Origin of the sequence: Komagataeibacter intermedius TF2 (assembly GCF_000964425.1) — a bacterium.
In the GTDB taxonomy this organism is placed as follows: Bacteria; Pseudomonadota; Alphaproteobacteria; order Acetobacterales; family Acetobacteraceae; genus Komagataeibacter; species Komagataeibacter intermedius.
In genome coordinates, this window is sequence record NZ_BANF01000033.1 from 22659 (window position 1) to 44543 (window position 21885).

Genomic DNA, 21885 nt, shown 5'->3' on the forward strand with positions numbered 1-21885 from the left:
GATTACGGCCCTGCTCTCCGGGCTGTCAAGTTGGCATTGACCATCGGGCGGCAGCGCGATAATCCCGCCGTTCCACCCCGTCGCCTAGTGACATTCCCTTCATGTGTGCCGACGGGCGCGGAACGGCACAATCACGATATCTGGAGACACCTGCCATGAATGCTGACAATTTCGAGGCGGACGACAAGTCTGCCGCCGTCGGCGGTATCGCAGCCGACCGCCTGCGCAGCATTATCGAACGCGTTGAGCGCCTGGAAGAAGAACGCAAGGCCCTTGCCGGCGATATCAAGGATATTTTTACCGAAGCGAAGTCCGCCGGTTTTGATGTTAAGGTCATTCGCCAGATCATCCGCCTGCGCAAGCAGGAACCGGCAGAGGTGGAAGAACAGGAAACCCTGCTCGACATCTATCGCCGTGCGCTGGGCATGTAATGGTCTGGTGGCGCGGGCGGGTTCCGTCCGCGTTGCCGGATAACTTCAGTTCAGGTGGTGCGATACATGCTGTCGTCCCTTTTTCCCGAATGGATGCCCGCGTGGGCGCAGGCCGTGCTGCTGGTGGGTGGTATCCTGTTCACGCTGGTATGGCTGCTGGTGCCTTTCGCGGTATTTGGCGTGAAGGGACGGCTGGATAACCTGGCCATACAGCTTGATGACCTTCAGGCCGAACTGCGTGTCCTGGCGATGGGGCAGCACGCGCCCGCCGCCCCGGCATCCGTCGCGGCGGGTGACATCCTGCCTGACATCGTGCCCCCGGCCGCGCCATCATCCGCCCCCGTATGGGAACCCGGGCCCACGCGGCCCGCCACCACGGATTATGACGGCATGGGGGATGAAACCGATATTCCCGCCTATGAACGTCGCGCGGCCCGCGCCCAGCCCGCGCAGCCCATCCGCCCCGCGCCCCCGGTGCGCCCGCAGCCACGTCCCGAACCGATCCGGCCTGCGGAACCCGTCCGCGCGCCGGAACCGCTGCGCGCGCCTCCGCGGCAGCATGACATTGCCGATGAATGGGATGTACTGTCATCCGCGCGCAAGGCGCAGCGGGCCTACGTCCCCCGCGCGCCCGAAGGGGCAGGGGATGATGACCGGCGCGACAGCCGCGATACGCCGTCCCTGTCTGAATGGAGCCGCACGTCCCCACCGCGCGATGATGCCGCCAGCCGTGGCGCGCGTCCGGTGCGGGCATCGGTCTGGCCGCCCGAACGCGGTGCGCGCGCGGAGCCGACCCTGCGCTGGCCGCCGCGTCCTGAATAAGGGGCTGCTTGAGATAACCGGTTGATGGAAAGACGTTTCCGGGGCCGGGTATCGTTTTTTTCAGGAAAGCGATGTTTCCCGCAGCTTTGTGAAAAAGGCGTCTTCAGAACCTGTCTTATGCCTGCCCGAAGTTTTCCGGGCAGGCGATCAGGGTGTAACGGGTTCCACACGCGCCAGCAGCACAAGGTCGTCGCGGTGGATCAGTTCATCCGCGCCCTGCCAGCCCAGCAGGCCTTCGATCTCATCCGACTGGTGTCCTGCGATCCGCCGGGCGTCATCGGCGGCATAGGCGGCAAGGCCGCAGGCGATCCGGTTGCCCTGCCGGTCGATGACCGCGATTAGGTCGCCCCGGTCAAAATCCCCCGTCACATCGGTCACGCCCGCAGGCAGCAGGGATGACCCCATGGCCAGCGCCCGGACCGCGCCATCATCAATCACGGCCTGTCCTGCGGGCGTCAGGCTGCCCGCGATCCAGCTCTTGCGGGCCGAACGGGCGTCGGACGCGGGCAGGAACCATGTGCAGCGCCCGCCATCGCGCAGGCGGGCGAGCGGGTGCAGGGGCTGGCCCTGTGTAATGGCCATGGCGCAGCCCGACTGCGCTGCGATCCGCGCGGCCATGAGCTTGGTCCGCATCCCGCCCGATGAATAGCCCGGCGGCGGCGCGCCGCCCATGGCCTCGATACTGTCGGTCAGTTCGGCCACGACCGGCAGGTGCCGTGCATCGGGGTTGTTTCGCGGGTCGGCAGTGTACAGCCCGTCAATATCCGACAGCAGGACAAGCTGGTCGGCATTGATCATTTCCGCCACGCGCGCGGCAAGGCGGTCATTGTCGCCAAAGCGGATTTCGGTTGTGGCGATGGCGTCGTTTTCGTTGATGATGGGCACGCAGCCCAGCGCCAGCAACGTGTTCAGCGAGGCGCGCGCATTAAGGTAGCGGTTGCGGTTTTCGGTATCATCAGGGGTCAGCAGAAGCTGGGCCGCCGTAATGTCGAAGCGCGACAGGGCATCGGTCCATGCCTGCGCCAGCCGGATCTGCCCGACCGAGGCCGCGGCCTGCTTTTCCTCCAGCCGCAGCACGGGGCGCGTCAGCCCAAGCTGGTGGCGGGCCAGCGCAATGGCCCCGGAGGAGACGACGACCACTTCCGTGCCCTGCGCGCGCAGGGCCGCAATATCCTGGGCCACGCTGTCCAGCCATGGCTGCCGGGGGGCAGCCTGGGCAGGATCGACAATCAGGGCGCTGCCGATCTTGACGACAACGCGCCGCGCCGTACGCAGCTGGGGCAGGGCAGTATCCGTCATGTCGCGGGGATCTCCCCCTTTTCCTGTTCGGCCTTTTCCGCGCGGTCGCGGGTTACGAAATCCTGCAACCGGCGCAGCACGGTGTCGACATTGAGATGCGCGACCGATGACATGCACATGACATCATGCCCGCAGGCCTGTTCCAGCGCGGTCCGGCGTTCCTCGATTTCTTCCGGCATCAGGGCGTCGATCTTGTTCAGCACGATGATTTCGGGTTTGTCGGCCAGTCCGCCGCCATATTCCGACAGTTCATGGCGGATGGTGCGCCACGACTCAACCACGTCTTCCGCCGTGCCGTCGATCAGGTGCAGCAGCACCGCGCAGCGTTCGACATGGCCAAGGAAACGGTCGCCCAGCCCGCTGCCTTCATGCGCGCCCTCGATCAGGCCGGGAATGTCGGCAATCACGAATTCTTCCGTAACCGACAGGCGCACGACACCCAGCTGCGGGTGCAGCGTGGTGAACGGGTAATCCGCGATCTTGGGCCGCGCGGCCGATACGGTGGACAGGAACGTGGACTTGCCTGCATTGGGCAGGCCAACCAGCCCGACATCGGCAATCAGCTTCAGGCGCAGCCAGACCCAGCGTTCCTCGCCCGGCCATCCCTTGTCCGCGCGGCGGGGCGCGCGGTTGGTGCTGGTCTTGTAATGCGCATTGCCGCGCCCGCCATCGCCACCACGGCACAGCAGCAGGCGCTTGCCCGCGACATCCAGGTCGCCCAGCATGGTTTCGCGGTCTTCATCGAATATCTGGGTGCCGATCGGCACCTTGATGACAACCGTTTCCGCCGCCGCACCCGTACGGTCGGACCCCGCGCCATTGCCGCCCTTGCGCGCGCGGAAATGCTGGGTATAGCGGAAATCGATCAGGGTGTTCAGGTTATCGACCGCTTCGAATATGATATCCCCGCCCCGGCCGCCATTGCCCCCGTCCGGACCGCCAAATTCAATATATTTTTCCCGGCGGAAGGCGACGACACCGTCCCCGCCGTCGCCGGATTTTACATATATTTTGGCCTGGTCAAGAAACTTCATTGCCTGCAATCCGGTCGGGGCGGCCTGTCATGCGCGCGCCCTGTGTGCGAGCATGATACCAGAAAATGCAATCCGGCATCATACGAAAAAGGGGCGGCCAGAATGACCGCCCCTTTCAATTCGGGTATTCCCGCAGTGATTAAGGCGTGAACCTTATTCCGCTGCCAGCGGCAGCGACTGCACGGAAACATGCACCCGGCCTTCTGCGCGGCGTTCGAACTTCACATGTCCGTCCACCAGCGAAAACAGGGTGTGGTCGCGGCCGACGCCAACGTTCACGCCTGCCTTCATCTTCGTGCCGCGCTGACGGACGATGATGTTGCCTGCGATGACGCTTTCGCCACCAAACTTCTTGACGCCAAGGCGACGTCCGGCGCTATCGCGCCCGTTACGGGATGAACCGCCTGCCTTTTTTTGTGCCATTGCCTGAACTCCTTAAAACTGAAATCTCTGATCTGACCTGCCCGGTCGGGACCGGGCGAGGGATCAGGCGGCGTTGATCGCGGAGATGCGCACAACGGTCACCGGCTGGCGGTGGCCGTTCTTGCGGCGGCTGTTCTGCCGACGGCGCTTCTTGAAGATGATGATCTTGGCCAGACGGTCCTGCGCGATCACGGTGCCCGTGACGGTCGCACCCTTGACGGTCGGCGCGCCGATGGTCGTGCCGCCTTCGCCACCAACGGCCAGAACCTGATCGAACGTAATGGTGGAACCGGCTTCGGCTTCCAGCTTTTCGATCTTCAGGACGGCGTCCTTGGCAACGCGGTACTGCTTACCGCCGGTACGGATAACTGCAAACATGTCTTTATCTATCTTTCCGATCTCTTGGCGTGCGCGGCATCGTCATGGATGCAGGCGGCACGGCCCAGTCGCTTTTTTCTATTGGCCGCGATTGCAGCGGCTCCCCGTCCGCGCGGGGTGAATGCGGGCTTTTACTGGGTGTAGTGGCACAGGTCAATATTTTTTATCTTCGCCGCAGGGGGTGAAAAAAGACCCCTTGCGCAGCCCCGCGCACGCCCCTATAAGCCGCTGCATCACCGCGTGCAGTTGGAGAGGTGCCGGAGCGGTCGAACGGGGCGGTCTCGAAAACCGTTGTGCGTGCAAGCGTACCGTGGGTTCGAATCCCACCCTCTCCGCCACTGCATCGCGTGTGTTTTTCCCTATATTCCTGTCGTGCCGCCGCTGTCGCGGTCATGCGCCAGCCGTCCGCCCACCCAGGTTGCGCGGATGCTGCGGTCATCGCCCAGCATCATGAGCGTGAACAGGACGTCGGCCGTGCTGTCGCACATCTGCGCGCGCAGGGCCTGCAGTGGCGTGGCGTTGGGGTCCAGTATGCACAGGTCCGCATCCATGCCTGCCGCCACCGTGCCGATGCGGTCATCAAGGTGCAGCGCCTGTGCGCCGCCCTGTGTCGCCAGCCAGAAGGCCTGCACCGGGTGCAGCCTCTTTCCGGTCATCTGCGCGATCTTGTAGGCTTCGTTCATGGTCTGCAGGTGCGACAGGCTGGTGCCGCCACCTACATCGGTGCCCAGTCCCGTGCGCACCGGGCGCCGGGCGTCCATGGCGTCGAACAGCCTGAATGCACCACTGCCCAGGAACAGGTTGGACGTGGGGCAGTGCGCCAGCGCGCAGCCGCTTTCGTGGCAGCGGCACATGTCATGCTCATCGATATGGATGCCATGCCCCATCACGCTGCGCGGGCGGACCAGCCCCGCGCGATCATATACATCCAGATAGGACCGGCTGTCGGGGAACAGTTCGGCCACCCATGCGACTTCCGCCCGGTTTTCCGCAAGATGGGTCTGCATGAACAGCGTATCGTCGCCTTTCAGCAGCGCAGCCGCCAGTTCAAGCTGTTCAGGCGTGCTGGTGGGGGCGAAGCGGGGGGTGACGGCATAATGCTGGCGGTTGCGGCCATGCCAGCGTTCGATCAGGCGGCGGGACTCATCATACCCGCTCCGGGCCGTATCGCGCAGGTAGTCGGGCGCGTTGCGGTCCATCAGTACCTTGCCCGCCACCATCAGCGTGCCAAGGCGGGTGGATTCGCCAAAGAATGCATCGACCGACTGCGGGTGTACCGTGCAGTACACCGCCGCCGTGGTGGTGCCGCAGCGCAGCAGTTCACCAAGGAATTTCCGTGCGATGGTGGTGGCGTAGGCGTCATCGCCAAAGCGGCTTTCGGTGGGGAAGGTATAGCGTTCCAGCCATTCCAGAAGCTGTTCGCCATATGCCGCGATCATGGGCAGCTGCGGGTAATGGACGTGGGTGTCCACGAACCCTGCTGAAATCAGGCAGCCCCGGTAATCCGTGACCGTCGTGCCGGGCGGCAGGTGGACGATGGTGTCGTCATAGGCCCCGGCATGGGTAATGCGGCCACCGGCGATGATCACCAGCCCGTCGGGCTCGTCCACCAGCGCATCATGCGGCGGCATGAGGAACGGGTTGCCGCGAAAGGTCACGATATGCCCGCGCAGGGCTGCGGGGGCGGAGGGCGCTGGGGCAGGGGTCATGGTTGGCTCCGTTCTCCACAGGCCCGGCGCATGTCAGGGACGCGTCATGATGATCCGTCGGTCATGCGATAGGGCTGGGAGGCATCAAGGAAAGCTGCATTGGCCCCCAGTTCATAGGAAATGACCAGCAGGTAGGCAATGGCGCGCGTGATCTCGATGCGCGAGGTGATGTTGGTTTCCGTCGCCTCCAGCCGGCGCAGGCTGCGGGTTGCCCCGCGCGCCACGCGCGCCGTGCGGCCAAAGCGCCCGTACCGGCCGCTGAACTGCGACATGCGGCTGAGGAACAGTTCAATGGCGCGGTTTGCCGCGGGCGGTAGCTGGCCACGTTCCATGACCGTGCGCAGGCGGATGATGTTCAGCCCGATGGTCATGGCCGACAGCGTGCCCTGCAGGTAGGCCTCGATTGTGGGTGTGGGCGTGGGACCGGCATGGCGGATCAGGCGCGAGAACCGGTCCGTATTGCGCCCGATCCACGACTGCGTGCGCGGCATGGGCTGGGCGGACGCCAGGTGGCGCAGGTCATGCAGCGTGCGGTTGCGCATGCGCCAGCGTTCTTCATCATTATCGAAGGGCAGCACCGCGCGGAAGATCAGCACCGCGAAGCCGATACTGCACAGCAATGCAAAGGACGCGTTGAAATACGCGATTTCGTTCAGTCGCGTCTGGTTGCCCGGCCCCACAAGGTTGGGCAGGAACAGGCAGTACGATGCCGCGGCCCCCGCCGTTGCCGGGTTGCGCGCGGCAAGGCCGCCCGCGATCATGGGCAGGGCGAGGACGGCGGCCAGCATTTCGAATTCCGCGGGCCGTGGCAGGAACAGCAGCACGAGGAAGCCCGAGACAAACACCGCCCAGCACGCCCCGCGCAGGAAGTTCATGGTGCCCACCACCGGGTTTTCACGCGTGGCGAACAGCCCGCACGTTACGGCGACCATGGTGATGAAGCCGATGCCGTTGGCCCATGCCGTCACTTCCCATATCAGGGCGGACGCGCCGATGGCCACGGCGGCGCGGATGCCGTTATAGGCGGCTTCCTTGTAATCGCGGTGCGCCTCGATGCGGAAATGGAAGTGATCGCCACGGATTTCGTGCTGGCTGGCATCGAATTCCGTAATGGCCTGCTCCAGTTCCCCCAGCAGTTCATCCAGCGCGTTATGCAGGATGCGGCAGTTCAGCAGGTCGTCCACCTCCAGCGTTTCGGATGTGGGGGCCATGCTGATTTCATGGGTCAGCGCGTCGATGATACGCTGGCGGCACACGCCACGCAGGTCCTGCAGGTCCTGCTGTATGTGCGGGATCTCGGCATCGTTCTCCAGCCGGGCGGGCACGCCCAGCAGGAAGGTGCGCGTCAGCAGCGACGTTTCGGTAAACTGTTCATTGGTGGTGCCCAGCGCCTTGATGCGCGCCATCATGCCCAGCCCGCGCGACAGCAGGACAGATACGGCGGCAAGGGCCGCGCGTGCATGGTCGCCTTCATGCCCGTGGGGGCCCATCTCGACTTCACTGAACTCGATCTGGTCATTGATGCTCAGGATCGTGCCGAACAGCGCGCGCGAACGGATGAAGGCCGCCTCGTCCCCCGCCAGCAGGTTGGCCACCGCATCTGTCGAACTGCCCAGCGCCATCTGGATCTTCTGGCGCATGTTGCGCCGCGCGGAGGAGGCGAGGTTGTGCGCGAACAGGACCGCCACCAGCGTTTCGCACGCGATTCCCAGTACGATGTAGGACGTGCGCGACATGGTGATCATGAAGATGTTGTCGGGGTCGCGCGTCGCCGCCAGCGCGATGATGGCGCAGGTATAGCCCGACAGCACCAGCGCGTAGGACCGGAAGTTGCGCACCAGCGTCGCGCACATGCAGCACAGCCCGATCCATATGCTGATGGCGGGGAAGAACAGCCACGGCGCCTGTGGAAACGAACAGACAAGGATGACCGCGCTGGTCGCCCCGATGGCGGTGCCCACCAGTCGCCACCGCGCCTTTGACAGGCTTTCCCCGCGCGACCCCTGCGCCACGATCCACACCGTCATCGCCGCCCATGGGGGATCGTCCAGTTCCATCCACATGGCGATGGTCAGCGCCATAAGGGCCGCGAACGTGGTGCGCACCGCGAAGGCCAGGGCTTCTGGCGTGGGGGCATACAGCCATTTCAGGCCACTCATCCGCGCGTAGCCGGGCGCGCGCAGGGTGGGGAAATGTTTTCCGCTGAAAATACGGGTTATGAAAGAGGGCAGAAGATTGAGGTCTGCAGGCACGATATGCGGCTTCCGGCGACAAGGGGCGCGTTATCCATAACGCATCTTTGCATCACGTAATGGTGTCGCTAGTGCATATCTGGCATCGGCTTTCCTCGTGGCGGGATTATGGCGGGGATGCGGTCCGCAGATCGGCCGCCAGGCGCAGGTCCGAGACAAAGCGGGCATATTCACGCGTGCGCGCGTCCTCATCAGGCACGCGCAGCAGGAAGGAGGGGTGAACCGTTACGACTCCGGTCGTTCCATCTTCCAGCGTGATTGCGCGCGAGCGTTCACGGCCGATCGTGACATGGCGCCCCAGCAGGGCGGACGCCGCCGTGGCCCCCAGCATGACCAGCACATGCGGGCGGATGATCCGCCGTTCCGCCGCAAGCCACGGGGCGCAGGCGGCGATTTCTTCCGGCCCCGCCTTTTCATGGATGCGGCGCGTGCCCCGTGGGCGGAATTTGAAATGCTTGACGGTATTGGTCACATACGCGTCATCACGTTCGATCCCCGCGTCCAGCAGGGCGCGATCGAACAGCTGTCCTGCCGGGCCGACAAAGGGACGCCCGGCGATGTCTTCCCTGTCGCCCGGCTGTTCGCCCACGAACATCATGCGCGCATCGCTCCGGCCTTCGCCAAACACCGTCTGGGTGGCGCGGCGGGCCATGGGGCAGATCCGGCACGTTCTTGCCGCCAGCGCCACGGCGGGCAGGGCGGTGATGCGGGGAATGTCGAGGTCGGTGACCAGCGGCATGGCGGGCGGCGGCAGGCTGTTGAACGCAAGGGGGACGGCCGCGGCGTCATCGTGCCCGTGCAGCAGTTCCCTGCCGGTCCACTCCATCCGTCGTCCCGGCAGTGACAGCCGCCACGGCGCAAGCGAAAGCTGGAACGTCATGAACCGCGCATTGCTTTCGGGGGCATGGGTCGCGGCATCCAGCGTGCCGTGCCAGATGTCCTCCCCCTCGCTGCGCTGCATGAGGGTGAACAGGTCGTGACGCAAATGCACGGTTTCCGCGCGCACGGTTTCCGCCGCGCCCGCCATCCGCGCAAGGTCGGATGGTGCGATGTCGGTTCCCGTCACGTGGGCATAGATCAGGCCATAGGCCAGGGTGAAGCGGTCGGGCAGCATGGACTGCACCACATCCGCCGCCAGCTGCATGGTTTCACGCGGAATACGGAAGGGCTGGCCGGTCGGGGATGGTGCCGTTGCATCGGGGGTATCGCCCGGCGTGACGTGCCAGGCGATTTCGTCCGGCGGCACGCGCCGGGTCACCAGGTCGCGGGTTGCCGCGCGCCAGCGTGCGAAGTCGATCGGGTGGGCAAGGACTATGGTGGTCTGTGGCATGGGCGTGGTTCCGGGTCGTGGCGGCGCGTGGCCGGCCACGGGTGTCAGGCAAGGCCCATGGCCCGCGCGCTGCGCCACATCATGTAGAGTGCCACAATAAAAATCAGCCAGGCAAAAATCATGCGCAGGCGCTGCGGGTGCTGGCCCAGATGGCGCGCCAGCATGGCGCCCCCGGCGCTGCCCACCATGCCGCCCGCGACAAGGATGCCCACCATGGGCAGGTCAACCATGCCCGCGACCGCGTAACTGACCGAAGTTGTCAGCCCGAAGGCGCAGACCGCCACCAGCGACGTGGCGATGGCGTTGAGCATGGGCATGCCGGTCGCGGCAAGCAGGGCGGGCACGATCAGGAAGCCGCCGCCAATGCCGAAGAATCCCGAACAGAACCCGGTCAGGATTCCGTATGACACGACAGGTAGCACTGTCGGGCGCGGGGTATCCTGTCCCGCCTGCGGGCCCGGTTTCCGCCCGCCGCGCGCCATGAGCGCGCCCACCACGACCATGACGATCGCAAACAGGAAAAGCAGGTGCTGCCCGTTGATCACCTTGCCGCACGCGGCGCCGGCCAGTGCGCCGGATATGCCCGCGCATGCAAACAGGGCCGCGCATGTCCACCGCACGTTGCCCGAACGCGCGTGGCTGGCCAGGCTGCACAGCGCATTGATGGTGACGGCAAGCGCGCTGGTGCCGATGGCCCGGTGCGGGTCGGGAATGCCGACCACATACAGCAGCAGCGGCACGGCCAGGATCGAACCGCCACCGCCCACCAGCCCCAGCGTAAATCCGATGACGCCACCACTACACAGCCCCAGCAGGGTATGGATGGCGTCAGGCATGCGTGCCCCTGCCGGGCGGTGTGGCCGTGTATGCGTGCGCGGCGCGGTCAGTCATGCGGTTGCTCCCGGATGGGGTGGGTGCGCTAATTGTTTATCTGTTTAATATATTATGTATCTATTTTATCAAGCCCTGTCCTGTGTTCGCCCCGTGGGGGATATGGTACGATGGCGCCTGGAACTGTCGAAGGGGGTCCGTGGCATGAACAACCTGCCCAGAACACGTGAAATTGCAGAAAACCTTGTGCAGCGGCTACGCCTGCTGGCCCAGCCGCAGCGGCTGATGGTACTGGCCTGCCTGCTGGAAGGGGAAAAGAGCGTTGGCCAGATCGAAGCCGAAACCGGCATTGGCCAGCCAACCCTGAGCCAGCAGCTTGCGGAACTTCGGCGTGCAGAGATCGTTATAACGCGCAAGGAGGCCCGACAGGTCATTTACAGTATTAAGGATAGTATGGAGGAAATGCGTATTCGCCTGATCTGCGCGGCCTGCGGTCCGGAGTTTGATGCCGAACAGTTGAGCGGTGTATTGCGCAGGAAGAAAACCTCCCCTGTTATGACACGGGACGGCGCAGCAGCCTGTTTCGCACGTATCGGCGGCGATGTCTGATCGGAATTGATACATGTTGCAATGAATTTGTACAAAAATGAACATTATGTCCCGAAGACGTTATTTAGGACGAAGTATTCTATATAATATATCCCCCAGACAATAGGGCTCACCGACTGGTGAGTCGTATTGTATTTATTGAAAATGCAGTATATGTCCTTGAAATCAAGGTTCGTGAAGATGTCGCGACTGTGTGGTTGAATATAGAGGCACGGAATAAATTATGTCTGATACTGAGCAGGATTTTTCATGTCTGGAACTGACGACACAGATCGTGTCGGCGCATGTTTCAAACAATAGCGTTGCGGCGGATGTGCTTCCCGACCTGATACGCAATGTGTACCAGGCGCTGGCCATGGCTGGCCGTCCGGCAGAAGAGCCTGAAAAACTCCAGCCTGCCGTGCCGATCAAGCGCTCGGTCTTTCCCGACTACATCGTCTGCCTGGAAGACGGCAAAAAGCTCAAGATGCTCAAGCGCCACCTGCAGAGCGCCTATGGCATGACGCCCGAGCAGTACCGTGAACGCTGGGGCCTGCCCGCCGAATACCCCATGGTCGCGCCCAATTATGCTGAACGTCGCTCCAGCCTCGCACGTGAAATCGGCCTTGGCCGCAAGATCACGGCCGCATCGGCCGCTGCCGCGGCGCCCGCCAATGGCGATGAGGCCTCCCGGCCCGCGCGCCGCCGCCGCAAGGCGTAAGGGTACACGCGTTTTCTGGTCCTGCTTCGGTATGGGCGGTATCCATGATATTGCATGATCATGGATACTGATCCCGATATGTTGCTGCATGCCACCGCACTGCGTCGGCGCCGGATGTTCTGGCGCGGCGGGGCCGTGGCTTTTTTTGTTCTTGCCTGCATCGTGGCCATGGCCCGTGCCGGCGGGCTGGGTGGCCACGCGCCGCATCTGGTCCACCTGAAGCTGGAAGGGGTCATCCCCTCCGATCAGCATGATAATGTCGAGGCCCTGAAAAAGGCGGCAGATGACGCCTCGGTCCGGGGGCTGGTGCTGGAGGTCAACAGCCCCGGCGGCGCCGTAACCGGGGGCGAGGTGCTGCATGACGCCGTGGCCGCCTTTGCCCGGCGCAAGCCGGTGGTGGTGTCCATGGGCGGGGTCGCTGCATCGGCGGGGTATATGGTGTCCGTCCCGGCGGCCCGTATTTTCGCCAACCGTTCCACCCTGACCGGGTCCATTGGCGTCATTCTGGAATCCCCGGATGTCTCGGGCCTGCTGGACCGGGTGGGGGTGCATGTGGACCAGCTTGTCTCCGGCCCGATGAAGGGGCAGCCCTCTGTCGTGCAGCCGCTTTCGCCTGAGGGGCGGGAGATGCTGCAGGGCGTGATTTCCGACCTGTATGGTTTTTTCGTGAATGTCGTGGCGCAGGACCGCCATATGCCGGTTGACCGTGTCCGGCAACTGGCCGATGGTCGCCCCTATACCGGGCAGCAGGCGGTTTCGCTGGGGCTGGTGGACCAGATCGGGTCCATGGACGACGCGCGCAAATGGCTGATCGGGGCTACGCACCTGCCCGATACCGTGCGGGTGACGGATATTGGTCCTGCCGCCACACGGATCAACTGGCGACGGTGGATTTCGGGGCTTCTGTCCGGTGTGCCGGGTGCGGAATTTCTGTTGAAGGAAAGTACTGCGCTTGACGGGGCCGTTGCGATCTGGAAACTTTAATTTCTTGTTTAAGCTAGGGGAACAGGATGACCAGATCGGAATTGATTGCCGAACTTGCCGCTGCCCGTCCACATCTGCCGATACGGGAAGTGGAACGTATTGTTCAGGTCATCTTTGCTGAAGTCAGCAATGCGCTGATGCGGGGGGATCGGGTGGAGCTGCGTGGCTTTGGCGCGTTTACGGTCAAGAAACGTGACGCCCGCACCGGACGGAATCCCCGCACGGGCGAAACCGTGTCGGTGGAAGAAAAGGTCGTGCCGTTTTTCAAGGCGGGAAAGGAGCTGCGCGAACGCGTCAACCGCTCTCACCAGACGGTTGACTGACACCGGCCGGTTTCCATGATCGACCATAAAAAACACCGCGCCGGGTCAGACCCGGCGCGGTGTTTTCATACAGGAATCGCAGTGGCTGGCGTGTCAGTGCCGGGCGTTGATTTCCGCCAGAAGGAAATCGCGGAACACGGCCACGCGCTTGGATGTGCGCAGTTCCTCGGGATACACGAAATAGGCGTCCACCGTGGGCAGTGGCACTTCCGGCAGGATCTTGACCAGGTTGGGGTACTGCGACGCCGCATAAAGCGGGATCGACCCGATTCCGATGCCGGCGGCAATCGCGCCCGCCATGGCGGCCAGGCTGTTGACCTCCAGCCGCGCCTGCCGACGTTCATCCGACGGGACGCCGGTTTCAGCCAGCCAGTTGATGTGCGGCACGGGCGGGTGGTACCCCCCGAACAGGATCAGCTTGTGGGCGTTCAGTTCCTCAAGCGTGCGGGGCGTGCCGTAATCATTGAGGTAGGACTGCGAGGCATAGATCGGCAGCGGGAAGTCGGCCAGGTGCCGCTGGATCAGGTCCGGCTGGCGGGGCGGGTGCATGCGCACCGCCACGTCCGCTTCGCGCATGCCCAGATCCAGATCGTTATCTTCCAGGATCAGGGTGATCGAAATGTCCGGATTTGTTTCCATGAACCGGTGCAGCCGCGGCGTCAGCCAGCAGGTGCCAAACCCGGTCGTGGTCGTGACCCGCAGCCGGCCTGCCGCCTTTTCCTTGCTTTCCGTCAGCAGGGACTGCGTCATGGCCAGCTTGGAGAAGACTTCCCGAACCGTCTGGTTCAGTGTCTCACCCTGTTCGGTCAGGATCAGCCCCCGGGCATGCCGGTGGAAAAGAGGGACCTGCAGCGCCTCTTCCAGGGCTGAAATCTGCCGCGATACCGCAGACTGGCTCAGGTTAAGCACGTCGCCGGCATGGGTGAAGGACCCTGCCTCGGCTACAGCATGAAATATCCGGAGTTTATCCCAGTCCACGCGTTGACTCCGCTTTGCTATCTATAAAAGGCGCGCCAAGTGTTATGACACTAAGTCGTTGTGGTGAAGGAAATGCAGGGGCAGGTCAAGGACTCTTCCTGATTCATTACTGCCCTGACGCAAGAAATCGTTCGGCCTCGAGTGCCGCCATGCACCCGGTGCCAGCCGCGGTCACCGCCTGGCGAAAGATCTTGTCCTGCACGTCACCTGCGGCAAAAACGCCGGAAACCGAGGTGCGCGTGCTGCCCGGCGTGGTGACGATGTAACCGTCTGTGTCGATCTCCACCACATCACGGAAAATTGTGGTGTTGGGGGCGTGGCCAATGGCAACGAACACCCCATCCACATCGATATGTTGAATCGCGCCGGTCACGGTGTTGCGCAGATCTGCCCCCGTGACCACGGGCGGCGTGCCGCGGCCGGTAATGCGTTCGACCGCGCTGTTCCATATGACGGATATCTTGGGATTGGCATGCAGGCGGTCCTGCAGGATCTTTTCCGCGCGCAGGCTGTCGCGGCGGTGGATCAGGGTGACGTGGCTGGCGTGATGGGTCAGGTACAGGGCTTCTTCCACCGCCGTGTTGCCCCCGCCGATCACGGCCACGCGCTTGCCACGATAGAAAAAGCCGTCGCATGTGGCGCAGGCCGACACGCCGGAGCCCTGGAATTCCTTTTCCCCCGGCACGCCCAGCCATTTAGCCTGCGCGCCGGTTGCAATGATCACGCTGCGCGCTTCGTACACCGTGCCGGAATCGCCGGTGGCATAGAAGCGGCCGGTTCCGTCGGCGCGGCTGAAATCGCACGAGACGATGATGTCATCCATAAGCCGGGTGCCGACATTGCCGGCCTGCTCGGCCATCTGCATCATGAGGTCCGGCCCCTGCACGCCCCTGGCGAAGCCGGGATAGTTCTCGACATCCGTGGTGATCATGAGCTGGCCGCCGGGCTGCAGGCCCGCGACCAGTACGGGGGAAAGATTCGCGCGCGCGGCATAGATGGCGGCGGTGTAACCGGCGGGACCCGCGCCAATGACAAGCAGGTCGGTAGAACACGTCTGGGGCATGAGATCAGAAAAACCCTATCGTCACAATTTCCTTTGGTATGGTCGTCCACTGGCGTCCGTGCAAGGGTTGGAGTAGGAAGGGCATCATTATTGCGGCGTATGGGCGTGACAGCCGCCCCTTTGCGAAAGATGGAACAGGCATGGCGGAACGGATGGCTGATCTGGATGCGATTGACCGTCGGATTGTGGCCGAGCTTCAGCTGGACGGACGCATGACGAATGTGGAACTGGCGCGGCGCGTGGGCATATCCGCCCCGCCATGCCTGCGCCGCATGCGGCGGCTGGAGGAAGATCACGTCATTCGCGGCTACCATGCCGATACGGATGGCACCCGGCTGGGGTGGTCGATCACGCTGTTCGCGCTGATTGGCCTGGACAGCCAGAAGGAAGCGGTACTGTCGGCATTTGAAAGCCAGGTCTCGGGCTGGCCGGAGGTGCGCGAATGCCACATGATCCGCGGCGGGGGGGATTTCCTTGTGCGGCTGGTGGCGCGGGACGCGACGCATGAAAACCTGCTGACCCGCCAGTTGACCGAGGCTCCGCACGTTGTGCGGGTGCAGACGCTGCAGACCATCCGCACCAGCCTGAACCGTCCGGGCGTGCCTGTGTGACGGCGCGATACAGCCCGCGGTGGTGGCTGTATCTGCTTGTGCTGCTGGCCGGTGTGCGGCTGGCTGTGGCCGGTATCCTGCCACTTTCCCCTGACGAAGCGTATTACCGGCTGTGGGCGTTCGCGCCCGCTGCGGGCTATCTGGACCATCCGCCCATGGTGGCTGGGTGGATATGGCTGGGCATGAAGCTGGGCGGCGATGACGCGCTTGGCGTCCGGCTGGTTGGTGTCCTGGCGGGGGCGGGGGTATCCGCTTTCGTGTTCCGTGCCGTGCGTGACCTGCTGCCCGATGCGGGGCGGGCAGGGGGGATACGTGCCTGTGTCATGTTACAGGCGACTCTAGCTCTGGCAATTCAGTCTGTTGTGATAACACCGGACATGCCGGTGATGTTCTTCCTGTCCGTGCTGCTCTGGGCCATGGGGCGTGTCGTGGCGGGGGGCGGGGCGCGCTGGTGGCTGGTGGCGGGGGGTGCCGCCGGGCTGGCGTGCGACAGCAAATATACCGGCGTCCTGCCCGTTGCCGGTATTGCCCTGTGGCTGGCGATGCAGGCGGTCAACCGGCGTGCATGGGCGTTGCGGCAGGTGCCGGGGCTTGTGGGGGCAACGGTTCTGTCGGCCCTGTGCGTTGCCCCCGTGATATGGTGGAACGCGCGGCACGGCTGGGCCAGCTTTGTGCGGCAGGGGGGGCGCACGGCGGACTGGCATCCGGGGCGGGCACTGCAGTTCCTGACTGAACTGGTGACGGGGCAGCTTGGGTTGATGACGCCGGGCATCGCCGCCTTTTTCATATGGGGACAGGTTGTCCTGCTGCGCCGTGCGCGGCGGGATGCGGGTGCGGCGCTGCTGTCGTGCATGACGCTGCTGCCTGCCTGCGTGTTCGTGCAGCATGCCACAGGCGACCGTGTGCAGGCGAACTGGCCGGTCGTGATCTATCCCATGCTGGCGGTGGGTGCGGCCACGGTGGCGTGGCGCTGGGGGCGGTGGGCGGTTGGTGGCGGCGTAGTGATTGGCACGCTGGTTTACATGCAGGCTTTGTCCGGCCTGCTGCCTCTGTCCGCCCATACGGATGTCGCATTGCGGCAGATGGCGGGCTGGCGGGATCTGGCCGTCCGGATTGAAGACCATGCGGGGCAGGCTGATTTCATTGCCGCATGCGATTATGGCACGGCGGCGGAACTGGCGCGTGTTCTGCCCGGTCGGGTCGTGGTTGGGATGGAGCCGCGCTGGGCGCTGTTCAACCTGCCGCATAATGTGTCGGGGTCGGGCATCATGGTCTGTAACCCACGCCGTGGTTTTGAGCGTGATGTGTTCACATCCATCCATCCGCTCGGCACGCTGGCGCGCGGACGGCGTGGGCGGGTGGCCGAACGTGTTGACCTGTACCGCGTCACCCTGCGTGCCGACCTGTTGCCAGCGCAGCGCGACAGCATTGTGCGGCTTTCTGCGCCATGACCGGCTGTTTGAAAAAGCGCCACCAGAAACATTCCGTCAGCGGCGCGCGCTGTTCAGGCAGGCCGGGATAAAAATCCCGCAGGCGGCTGTTTGTGCTGCTTCTGCTGCCCCCTGCGGGTGCAGGACATCAGGCTGCCGGGGCAACCTGACGGACCTGCTCCAGCAATGTCTTCATGCGGAAGGGTTTTTCCAGCAGCGGCAGCGGCGCGTAGCCAGCCAGCCGGTCGGGATCGCCACTCATCACGATTACATGGCAGCCCCGCTTCCGGGCGGCTGCGATGAAGCCGTCCGGGTCGCCATCGGGCAGGGTCAGGTCCACCAGTGCCAGGGAGAAGTCGCCATTCTCGATCCGCTGCATCGCATCCGCCACGTTCTGGCTTATGGTGGCGTGGATCCCCTGCGTATCCAGCATGGTGGCGACCAGTTCCGCTATCGTCGCCTCATCTTCGACAATCAGGGCAGAAATCTGGGTCATGACGGGATGCTTTCGGTCCGGGAGGAATGAGGGACGGGGCTGCGTACCTGCGCCGCCACCGGCCATGGGGCGATGCCACGCGGGGACAGGGCCAGCGCGCCCAGTTCCAGCAGGCCGGGGCTGAAGGCCGCGGGACTGGCGCGTACCTGCGCCAGGTCAAACCAGCCCGTATCACATGCGTCATCGCCCGCCGTGATATCTGTCCAGCCATTGTCGTGGCATTTCACCGCCACGATCAGGTAGTGGAAACGGATATGACCCGCGCTGTCGCGGTCGATCAGGTCGAAGGCGGTCAGCGTGCCTTCGGCATGGGTCACGAAGCCGGTTTCTTCGCGCAGTTCGCGCGCGGCTGCGTCCAGATAGCTTTCGCCATATTCAATGCGGCCACCCGGAAAACCCCATAACCCCTGATCGGGCGGGTTGCGCCTGCAGACCAGCAGCATGCGCCCATCGCGCACCACAATGGACAGGACAGCGCCAGCGAGTGTCATGTTATCAGACATATGGGGAATATATCGGATCGTGGCCCGGCATCCATGCCTGTATCGGACCGTTCTGTTCCCGATTGCGTGAACAGAGGGATGGTCGATACGAAAAACCCTATCGTTTCAGAACGATATGTGCACGGCAGCGTGGGGTGCCGTATGTGCCGACCATGGTGTCGCCTTCGGGGCGGGCTTCAAACACCATGGGAAAGGGCGCGCCCGATGGCTGCTTGACCAGGGCTTCGGCATGGTAATGCGTTGCAGCCTTCGCCGGTATGCCAACCAGCGCGAGCGACCCGTCGGCAGGGGTGAAGGTCAGCTGTTTCGCCCCGATCTGCAGGGTGGAGGTGTTGGTGGTTTCCATGCTGCAGTTGCCCCTGTCGGTAACAAGCTGGCCCGTCCACAGGCCCTGCGGGTCGTGCTGTGCATCGGCGCGTGCAGGGGCGGGGGGAAGGCAGGCAAGGCAGGCGCCCGCCAGCAGCAGGATTGAACGTGCAGTCATGAAACAGCCATTATGATCCGGTTTGTCCAGCCGACAGGAAAGACAGGCCTGCCTGAACACGTATATATTGTGCTATCTGCGCGGGAAAGACTATCCCACCCTTGCAATATGTTGCCAGCTCATGCTGGAAGCCTAGTTTATCGATAATGCCGCGACCGAAAGACACAAGATGAACGAGACCGCGAAGACCGCCGCCCCAGAGGCAGGACTTGATGAATCCCTGCATGATGATCGTATCCTGATCCTGGATTTTGGCAGCCAGGTGACCCAGCTGATTGCCCGGCGCGTGCGTGAAAGCGGGGTGTACTGCGAAATCTGGCCGTATTCCAGCAGTGCCGAGCGGATTCGTGCCTTTGCGCCCAAGGGCATCATCCTGTCTGGCAGCCCGGCCAGCGTGCTGGACGAGGACGCGCCGACAATTCCGGATGTGGTGTTCAGCCTGAACGTGCCGGTGCTGGGGATCTGCTATGGCCAGCAGGCGATGTGCCGTCAGCTTGGGGGGACGGTGGAAACATCCGAACACCGTGAATTCGGGCGCGCGCATATCGATATCATAAAGGACTGCGCCCTGTTCCGTGGCACATGGGCGCGGGGTGGGCGTGAACAGGTATGGATGAGCCATGGCGACCGCGTGACCAAACTGCCGCCCGGCTTCCAGGCCGTGGCCGTGAGCGAGGGCGCGCCGTTCGCCATCATCGCCGATGAAGGTCGTCGCCTGTATGGCGTGCAGTTCCATCCCGAAGTGGTGCACACTCCGCATGGCGCGGCGCTGCTGCGCAATTTCACGCATGGCGTGGCGGGGTGCCGGGGCACGTGGACCATGGCGGGTTTCCGCGAAATGGAAATCGCCCGCATCCGCCAGCAGGTGGGTAAGGGGCGGGTGATCTGCGGCCTGTCGGGTGGTGTTGATTCGTCGGTCGCCGCCGTGCTGATCCATCAGGCCATTGGCGACCAGCTGACCTGCATTTTCGTCGATCCCGGCATCCTGCGCGCGGGTGAGGCGGATGAGGTCATTCGTACCTTCCGCGACCGATTCAACATCCACCTGATCCACCGCGATGCATCCGACCTGTTCCTGAATGCGCTGGAAGGGGTGAGCGACCCCGAAATCAAGCGCAAGACCATTGGCCGCCTGTTTATCGAAGTGTTCGAGGAAGAGGCCGCCAAGCTGGGTGGCGCCGAATTCCTGGCGCAGGGCACGCTGTATCCCGATGTGATCGAAAGCGTCAGCTTTACCGGCGGTCCATCCGTGACCATCAAGTCGCACCATAATGTGGGCGGACTGCCGGAACGGATGAAAATGCAGCTGGTCGAACCGCTGCGTGAACTGTTCAAGGACGAAGTGCGTGAACTGGGCCGGGAAATGGATATTCCTGAAGCAATCGTCGGTCGCCACCCGTTCCCCGGTCCGGGGCTGGCCATTCGCATTCCCGGTGCGATCACGCGTGAAAAGCTGGACCTGCTGCGGCGTGTTGATTCGATCTTCCTGGAGGAAATCCGTTCGGCCGGACTGTATGATGCCATCTGGCAGGCCTTTGCCGTACTGCTGCCCGTGCGGACCGTGGGCGTGATGGGCGATGGCCGCACATATGATTACGCCTGCGCCCTGCGCGCCGTTACCAGCACCGATGGCATGACGGCGGATATCTATCCCTTCGACATGTCCTTCCTCAACCGCGTGGCCGGGCGTATCGTTAACGAGGTTCGTGGGGTCAACCGCGTCACGTATGATATTACATCCAAGCCGCCGGGGACGATTGAGTGGGAATGATTTCCAAGGGAGCCTGACGTATCCAGTTCCCTCCCCAAACCCGACCTAACATACTGAAATAAAAAGTTAATATCGTCGTCTGCTATTGCAGGCTATCGGTGTGCACAGGTTGGTTTTAACGGTATGCCTGACGGACGTCGTCAGGCTTGCCGGTCGAGAATTCTGGAAATACCGTCATGGGCAGATAGGCCTGTGACGGTATTTTCGGGTCGGAGGCGTTGCAATGCTGACGGATGCTGCAATTAGATCGTTGAAACCAAAAAGAAAAAATACAAGGTAGCGGACCGTGACGGGATGTATGCCCCCGTCATGGAAAAAGGCGTGGTGTCCGTCTGGACGGATTACCGTCTGAATGGGCGGCGCGAGACCGTGTGTTTGGGGCATGACGGTCCAGGCGGATTATCGCCCGCGCGTGCCCGGGAGAAGTGTATTGACGCGAGACGCATTCCTGCTGAAGGGGTTTCGCCAGCGATTGGGAAGCAGCGCAACAGACGGTGCCTCAGAGAGGCCAAAAGTTCTGGCAGGCTGAGAGAGAAATGACCGTGGTCAGGGCCGATAGCACCCGGGACATTGTAAGGCAGATCTATACTTTCGGCATTTTGCATGGAGAGAAGGTTGCCAATCCTGCTTTGGAGGTCGGACCATCATCAATCGCGACCTTCGCCGCACGTGATCAACGCTTCTGAATGAATTGGGCTTTATAATAGCGACTGGACTGAGCAATGTCTTGCTCATGAAGACGGGCGTTCCTCGCGAGGCGTATACAACAAAGCAGACTACGAGGCACAACGGCGTCATATGATGCAGGAATGGTCGAATACTGTGGATGCCTGGATCGCAGGCGGGAAATACGTGCCTAACCTGATCCCACCATCTATGCCCTTGTTTGGGCCGGATACTGCCCTTTGATCGGGCAGAGCCGCCGCTGTCTTGCGTCGGGACTTCTCGCCGGCGCAATCGGTTTCGACCGCCGGTTTTCCAGCCACGCTTTTACTTCGGCCAGATTCCATGCGACACGGCGCAGAGAAAGACGGAAACGACGCGGAAATTCATCGCATTGTTCCATTTCGTACATTGTACTGTCGGCCAGAGGCACCATTTCATGCGCCTGGCGCCGACGGATTGATCTCCGGGGGACGATATGGCTCTGGCGTGCTGGTCTAACCTTTCCTGTTGGCTCCAGTAATAAGCGCCAACAGGTGTCGCTATACGGAAGTGTATTGCCTATATTTGGGACGGATGGGACAGATTTTTCATGATTCGTGTGCCCTGTCGCATGATTGGCAGATTGTCGGAATACGTCTTCATCTCCACCGTTCAACGAACTGTCAGACTTCTCCAATAGCGACCCATTGCCGGTTTTTCTTGACGTAGGGAGTGGGAGCGGCCAGCGGTGAAGGCATGGATACCATCAGCCTCCTCGC

The 21885-nt window shown here is 63.0% G+C and carries 24 protein-coding genes and 1 tRNA gene; 11 read left to right on the forward strand and 14 right to left on the reverse strand.

Going from position 1 to position 21885, the window contains the following annotated elements:
• Positions 1–155: 155 nt before the first annotated feature.
• Both B7449_RS06550 and B7449_RS06555 read left to right on the forward strand, forming a co-directional pair.
• On the forward strand, positions 156–431 hold the full coding sequence (locus B7449_RS06550; protein ID WP_010513026.1) for a DUF2312 domain-containing protein: 276 nt from the start codon (positions 156–158) through the stop codon (positions 429–431).
• Between the two features lie 66 nt (positions 432–497).
• Positions 498–1253, forward strand: coding sequence for a hypothetical protein (locus B7449_RS06555; protein ID WP_039733406.1), 756 nt, complete (start codon positions 498–500; stop codon positions 1251–1253).
• A 147-nt stretch (positions 1254–1400) separates the two neighbouring features.
• Here B7449_RS06555 and proB read toward each other — a convergent pair whose 3' ends face one another.
• The 4 genes from proB to rplU form a co-directional block, all read right to left on the reverse strand.
• On the reverse strand, positions 1401–2552 hold the full coding sequence (gene proB, locus B7449_RS06560) for a glutamate 5-kinase (protein ID WP_039733405.1): 1152 nt from the start codon (positions 2550–2552) through the stop codon (positions 1401–1403).
• Entirely contained in the window at positions 2549–3586 is a 1038-nt protein-coding gene (gene obgE, locus B7449_RS06565; RefSeq protein ID WP_039733404.1) for a GTPase ObgE, read from the reverse strand. Before obgE ends, proB begins: the two co-directional genes overlap by 4 nt.
• Positions 3587–3739: 153 nt before the next feature.
• Positions 3740–4009, reverse strand: coding sequence for a 50S ribosomal protein L27 (rpmA, locus tag B7449_RS06570; protein WP_010513031.1), 270 nt, complete (start codon positions 4007–4009; stop codon positions 3740–3742).
• A gap of 63 nt (positions 4010–4072) precedes the next feature.
• Complete coding sequence (gene rplU / locus B7449_RS06575) at positions 4073–4387, reverse strand: 50S ribosomal protein L21 (RefSeq protein WP_010513032.1); 315 nt, start codon at positions 4385–4387, stop codon at positions 4073–4075.
• A 248-nt stretch (positions 4388–4635) separates the two neighbouring features.
• Here rplU and B7449_RS06580 point away from each other — a divergent pair.
• Positions 4636–4725 (forward strand) — tRNA-Ser (locus B7449_RS06580).
• A 21-nt stretch (positions 4726–4746) separates the two neighbouring features.
• Here B7449_RS06580 and guaD read toward each other — a convergent pair.
• The 4 genes from guaD to B7449_RS06600 form a co-directional block, all read right to left on the reverse strand.
• The gene (gene guaD / locus B7449_RS06585; RefSeq protein ID WP_039733403.1) at positions 4747–6096 is read right to left on the reverse strand and encodes a guanine deaminase; all 1350 of its coding nucleotides are present in this window, start codon (positions 6094–6096) and stop codon (positions 4747–4749) included.
• A gap of 44 nt (positions 6097–6140) precedes the next feature.
• Positions 6141–8348, reverse strand: coding sequence for an FUSC family protein (locus tag B7449_RS06590; RefSeq protein ID WP_010513034.1), 2208 nt, complete (start codon positions 8346–8348; stop codon positions 6141–6143).
• A gap of 106 nt (positions 8349–8454) precedes the next feature.
• On the reverse strand, positions 8455–9678 hold the full coding sequence (locus B7449_RS06595; protein WP_039733468.1) for a UdgX family uracil-DNA binding protein: 1224 nt from the start codon (positions 9676–9678) through the stop codon (positions 8455–8457).
• Positions 9679–9722: 44 nt separating this feature from the next.
• Complete coding sequence (locus B7449_RS06600; RefSeq protein ID WP_039733402.1) at positions 9723–10514, reverse strand: sulfite exporter TauE/SafE family protein; 792 nt, start codon at positions 10512–10514, stop codon at positions 9723–9725.
• A 199-nt stretch (positions 10515–10713) separates the two neighbouring features.
• On the opposite strand from B7449_RS06600, the gene B7449_RS06605 reads away from it, so the two are divergent.
• The 4 genes from B7449_RS06605 to B7449_RS06620 all read left to right on the forward strand — a co-directional run bounded on the left by B7449_RS06605 (position 10714) and on the right by B7449_RS06620 (position 13125).
• Positions 10714–11118 (forward strand): ArsR/SmtB family transcription factor, encoded by a 405-nt coding sequence (locus tag B7449_RS06605; RefSeq protein WP_039733467.1) that lies wholly within the window; start codon positions 10714–10716, stop codon positions 11116–11118.
• A 223-nt stretch (positions 11119–11341) separates the two neighbouring features.
• The gene (locus B7449_RS06610; RefSeq protein ID WP_039733401.1) at positions 11342–11818 is read left to right on the forward strand and encodes a MucR family transcriptional regulator; all 477 of its coding nucleotides are present in this window, start codon (positions 11342–11344) and stop codon (positions 11816–11818) included.
• Between the two features lie 60 nt (positions 11819–11878).
• Complete coding sequence (gene sppA, locus B7449_RS06615) at positions 11879–12802, forward strand: signal peptide peptidase SppA (protein WP_039733466.1); 924 nt, start codon at positions 11879–11881, stop codon at positions 12800–12802.
• A gap of 26 nt (positions 12803–12828) precedes the next feature.
• Entirely contained in the window at positions 12829–13125 is a 297-nt protein-coding gene (locus tag B7449_RS06620) for an integration host factor subunit beta (protein WP_010513042.1), read from the forward strand.
• Positions 13126–13218: 93 nt separating this feature from the next.
• Here B7449_RS06620 and B7449_RS06625 read toward each other — a convergent pair whose 3' ends face one another.
• Together B7449_RS06625 and trxB are read right to left on the reverse strand one after the other, a co-directional pair.
• Positions 13219–14103: a LysR family transcriptional regulator gene (locus tag B7449_RS06625; protein ID WP_014104779.1), complete on the reverse strand. Its 885-nt coding sequence runs from the start codon at positions 14101–14103 to the stop codon at positions 13219–13221.
• Positions 14104–14209: 106 nt separating this feature from the next.
• A complete protein-coding gene (gene trxB, locus B7449_RS06630) occupies positions 14210–15166 on the reverse strand; it encodes a thioredoxin-disulfide reductase (RefSeq protein ID WP_039733400.1) in 957 nt (318 codons plus the stop codon).
• A 140-nt stretch (positions 15167–15306) separates the two neighbouring features.
• Here trxB and B7449_RS06635 point away from each other — a divergent pair, with 140 nt between their 5' ends.
• The gene (locus B7449_RS06635; RefSeq protein ID WP_010513045.1) at positions 15307–15777 is read left to right on the forward strand and encodes an Lrp/AsnC family transcriptional regulator; all 471 of its coding nucleotides are present in this window, start codon (positions 15307–15309) and stop codon (positions 15775–15777) included.
• Positions 15774–17228, forward strand: coding sequence for an ArnT family glycosyltransferase (locus B7449_RS06640; RefSeq protein ID WP_039733399.1), 1455 nt, complete (start codon positions 15774–15776; stop codon positions 17226–17228). Before B7449_RS06635 ends, B7449_RS06640 begins: the two co-directional genes overlap by 4 nt.
• Positions 17229–17355: 127 nt before the next feature.
• Here B7449_RS06640 and B7449_RS06645 read toward each other — a convergent pair whose 3' ends face one another.
• The 3 genes from B7449_RS06645 to B7449_RS06655 all read right to left on the reverse strand — a co-directional run bounded on the left by B7449_RS06645 (position 17356) and on the right by B7449_RS06655 (position 18690).
• The gene (locus B7449_RS06645; RefSeq protein ID WP_039733398.1) at positions 17356–17703 is read right to left on the reverse strand and encodes a response regulator; all 348 of its coding nucleotides are present in this window, start codon (positions 17701–17703) and stop codon (positions 17356–17358) included.
• The gene (locus B7449_RS06650) at positions 17700–18206 is read right to left on the reverse strand and encodes an NUDIX hydrolase (RefSeq protein WP_039733397.1); all 507 of its coding nucleotides are present in this window, start codon (positions 18204–18206) and stop codon (positions 17700–17702) included. The genes B7449_RS06645 and B7449_RS06650 overlap by 4 nt, the downstream gene beginning before the upstream one ends.
• Positions 18207–18303: 97 nt before the next feature.
• The gene (locus tag B7449_RS06655) at positions 18304–18690 is read right to left on the reverse strand and encodes a hypothetical protein (protein WP_039733396.1); all 387 of its coding nucleotides are present in this window, start codon (positions 18688–18690) and stop codon (positions 18304–18306) included.
• Between the two features lie 169 nt (positions 18691–18859).
• Between B7449_RS06655 and guaA the strand changes: the two genes are divergently transcribed.
• Positions 18860–20461, forward strand: coding sequence for a glutamine-hydrolyzing GMP synthase (gene guaA / locus B7449_RS06660; protein WP_039733395.1), 1602 nt, complete (start codon positions 18860–18862; stop codon positions 20459–20461).
• Between the two features lie 246 nt (positions 20462–20707).
• The gene (locus B7449_RS24300; protein WP_444699931.1) at positions 20708–21001 is read left to right on the forward strand and encodes an integrase arm-type DNA-binding domain-containing protein; all 294 of its coding nucleotides are present in this window, start codon (positions 20708–20710) and stop codon (positions 20999–21001) included.
• 334 nt (positions 21002–21335) lie between these two features.
• Here the strand turns inward: B7449_RS24300 and B7449_RS06670 are convergent, their stop codons facing one another.
• Entirely contained in the window at positions 21336–21560 is a 225-nt protein-coding gene (locus B7449_RS06670; protein WP_082084787.1) for a helix-turn-helix transcriptional regulator, read from the reverse strand.
• Positions 21561–21885: the final 325 nt, after the last annotated feature.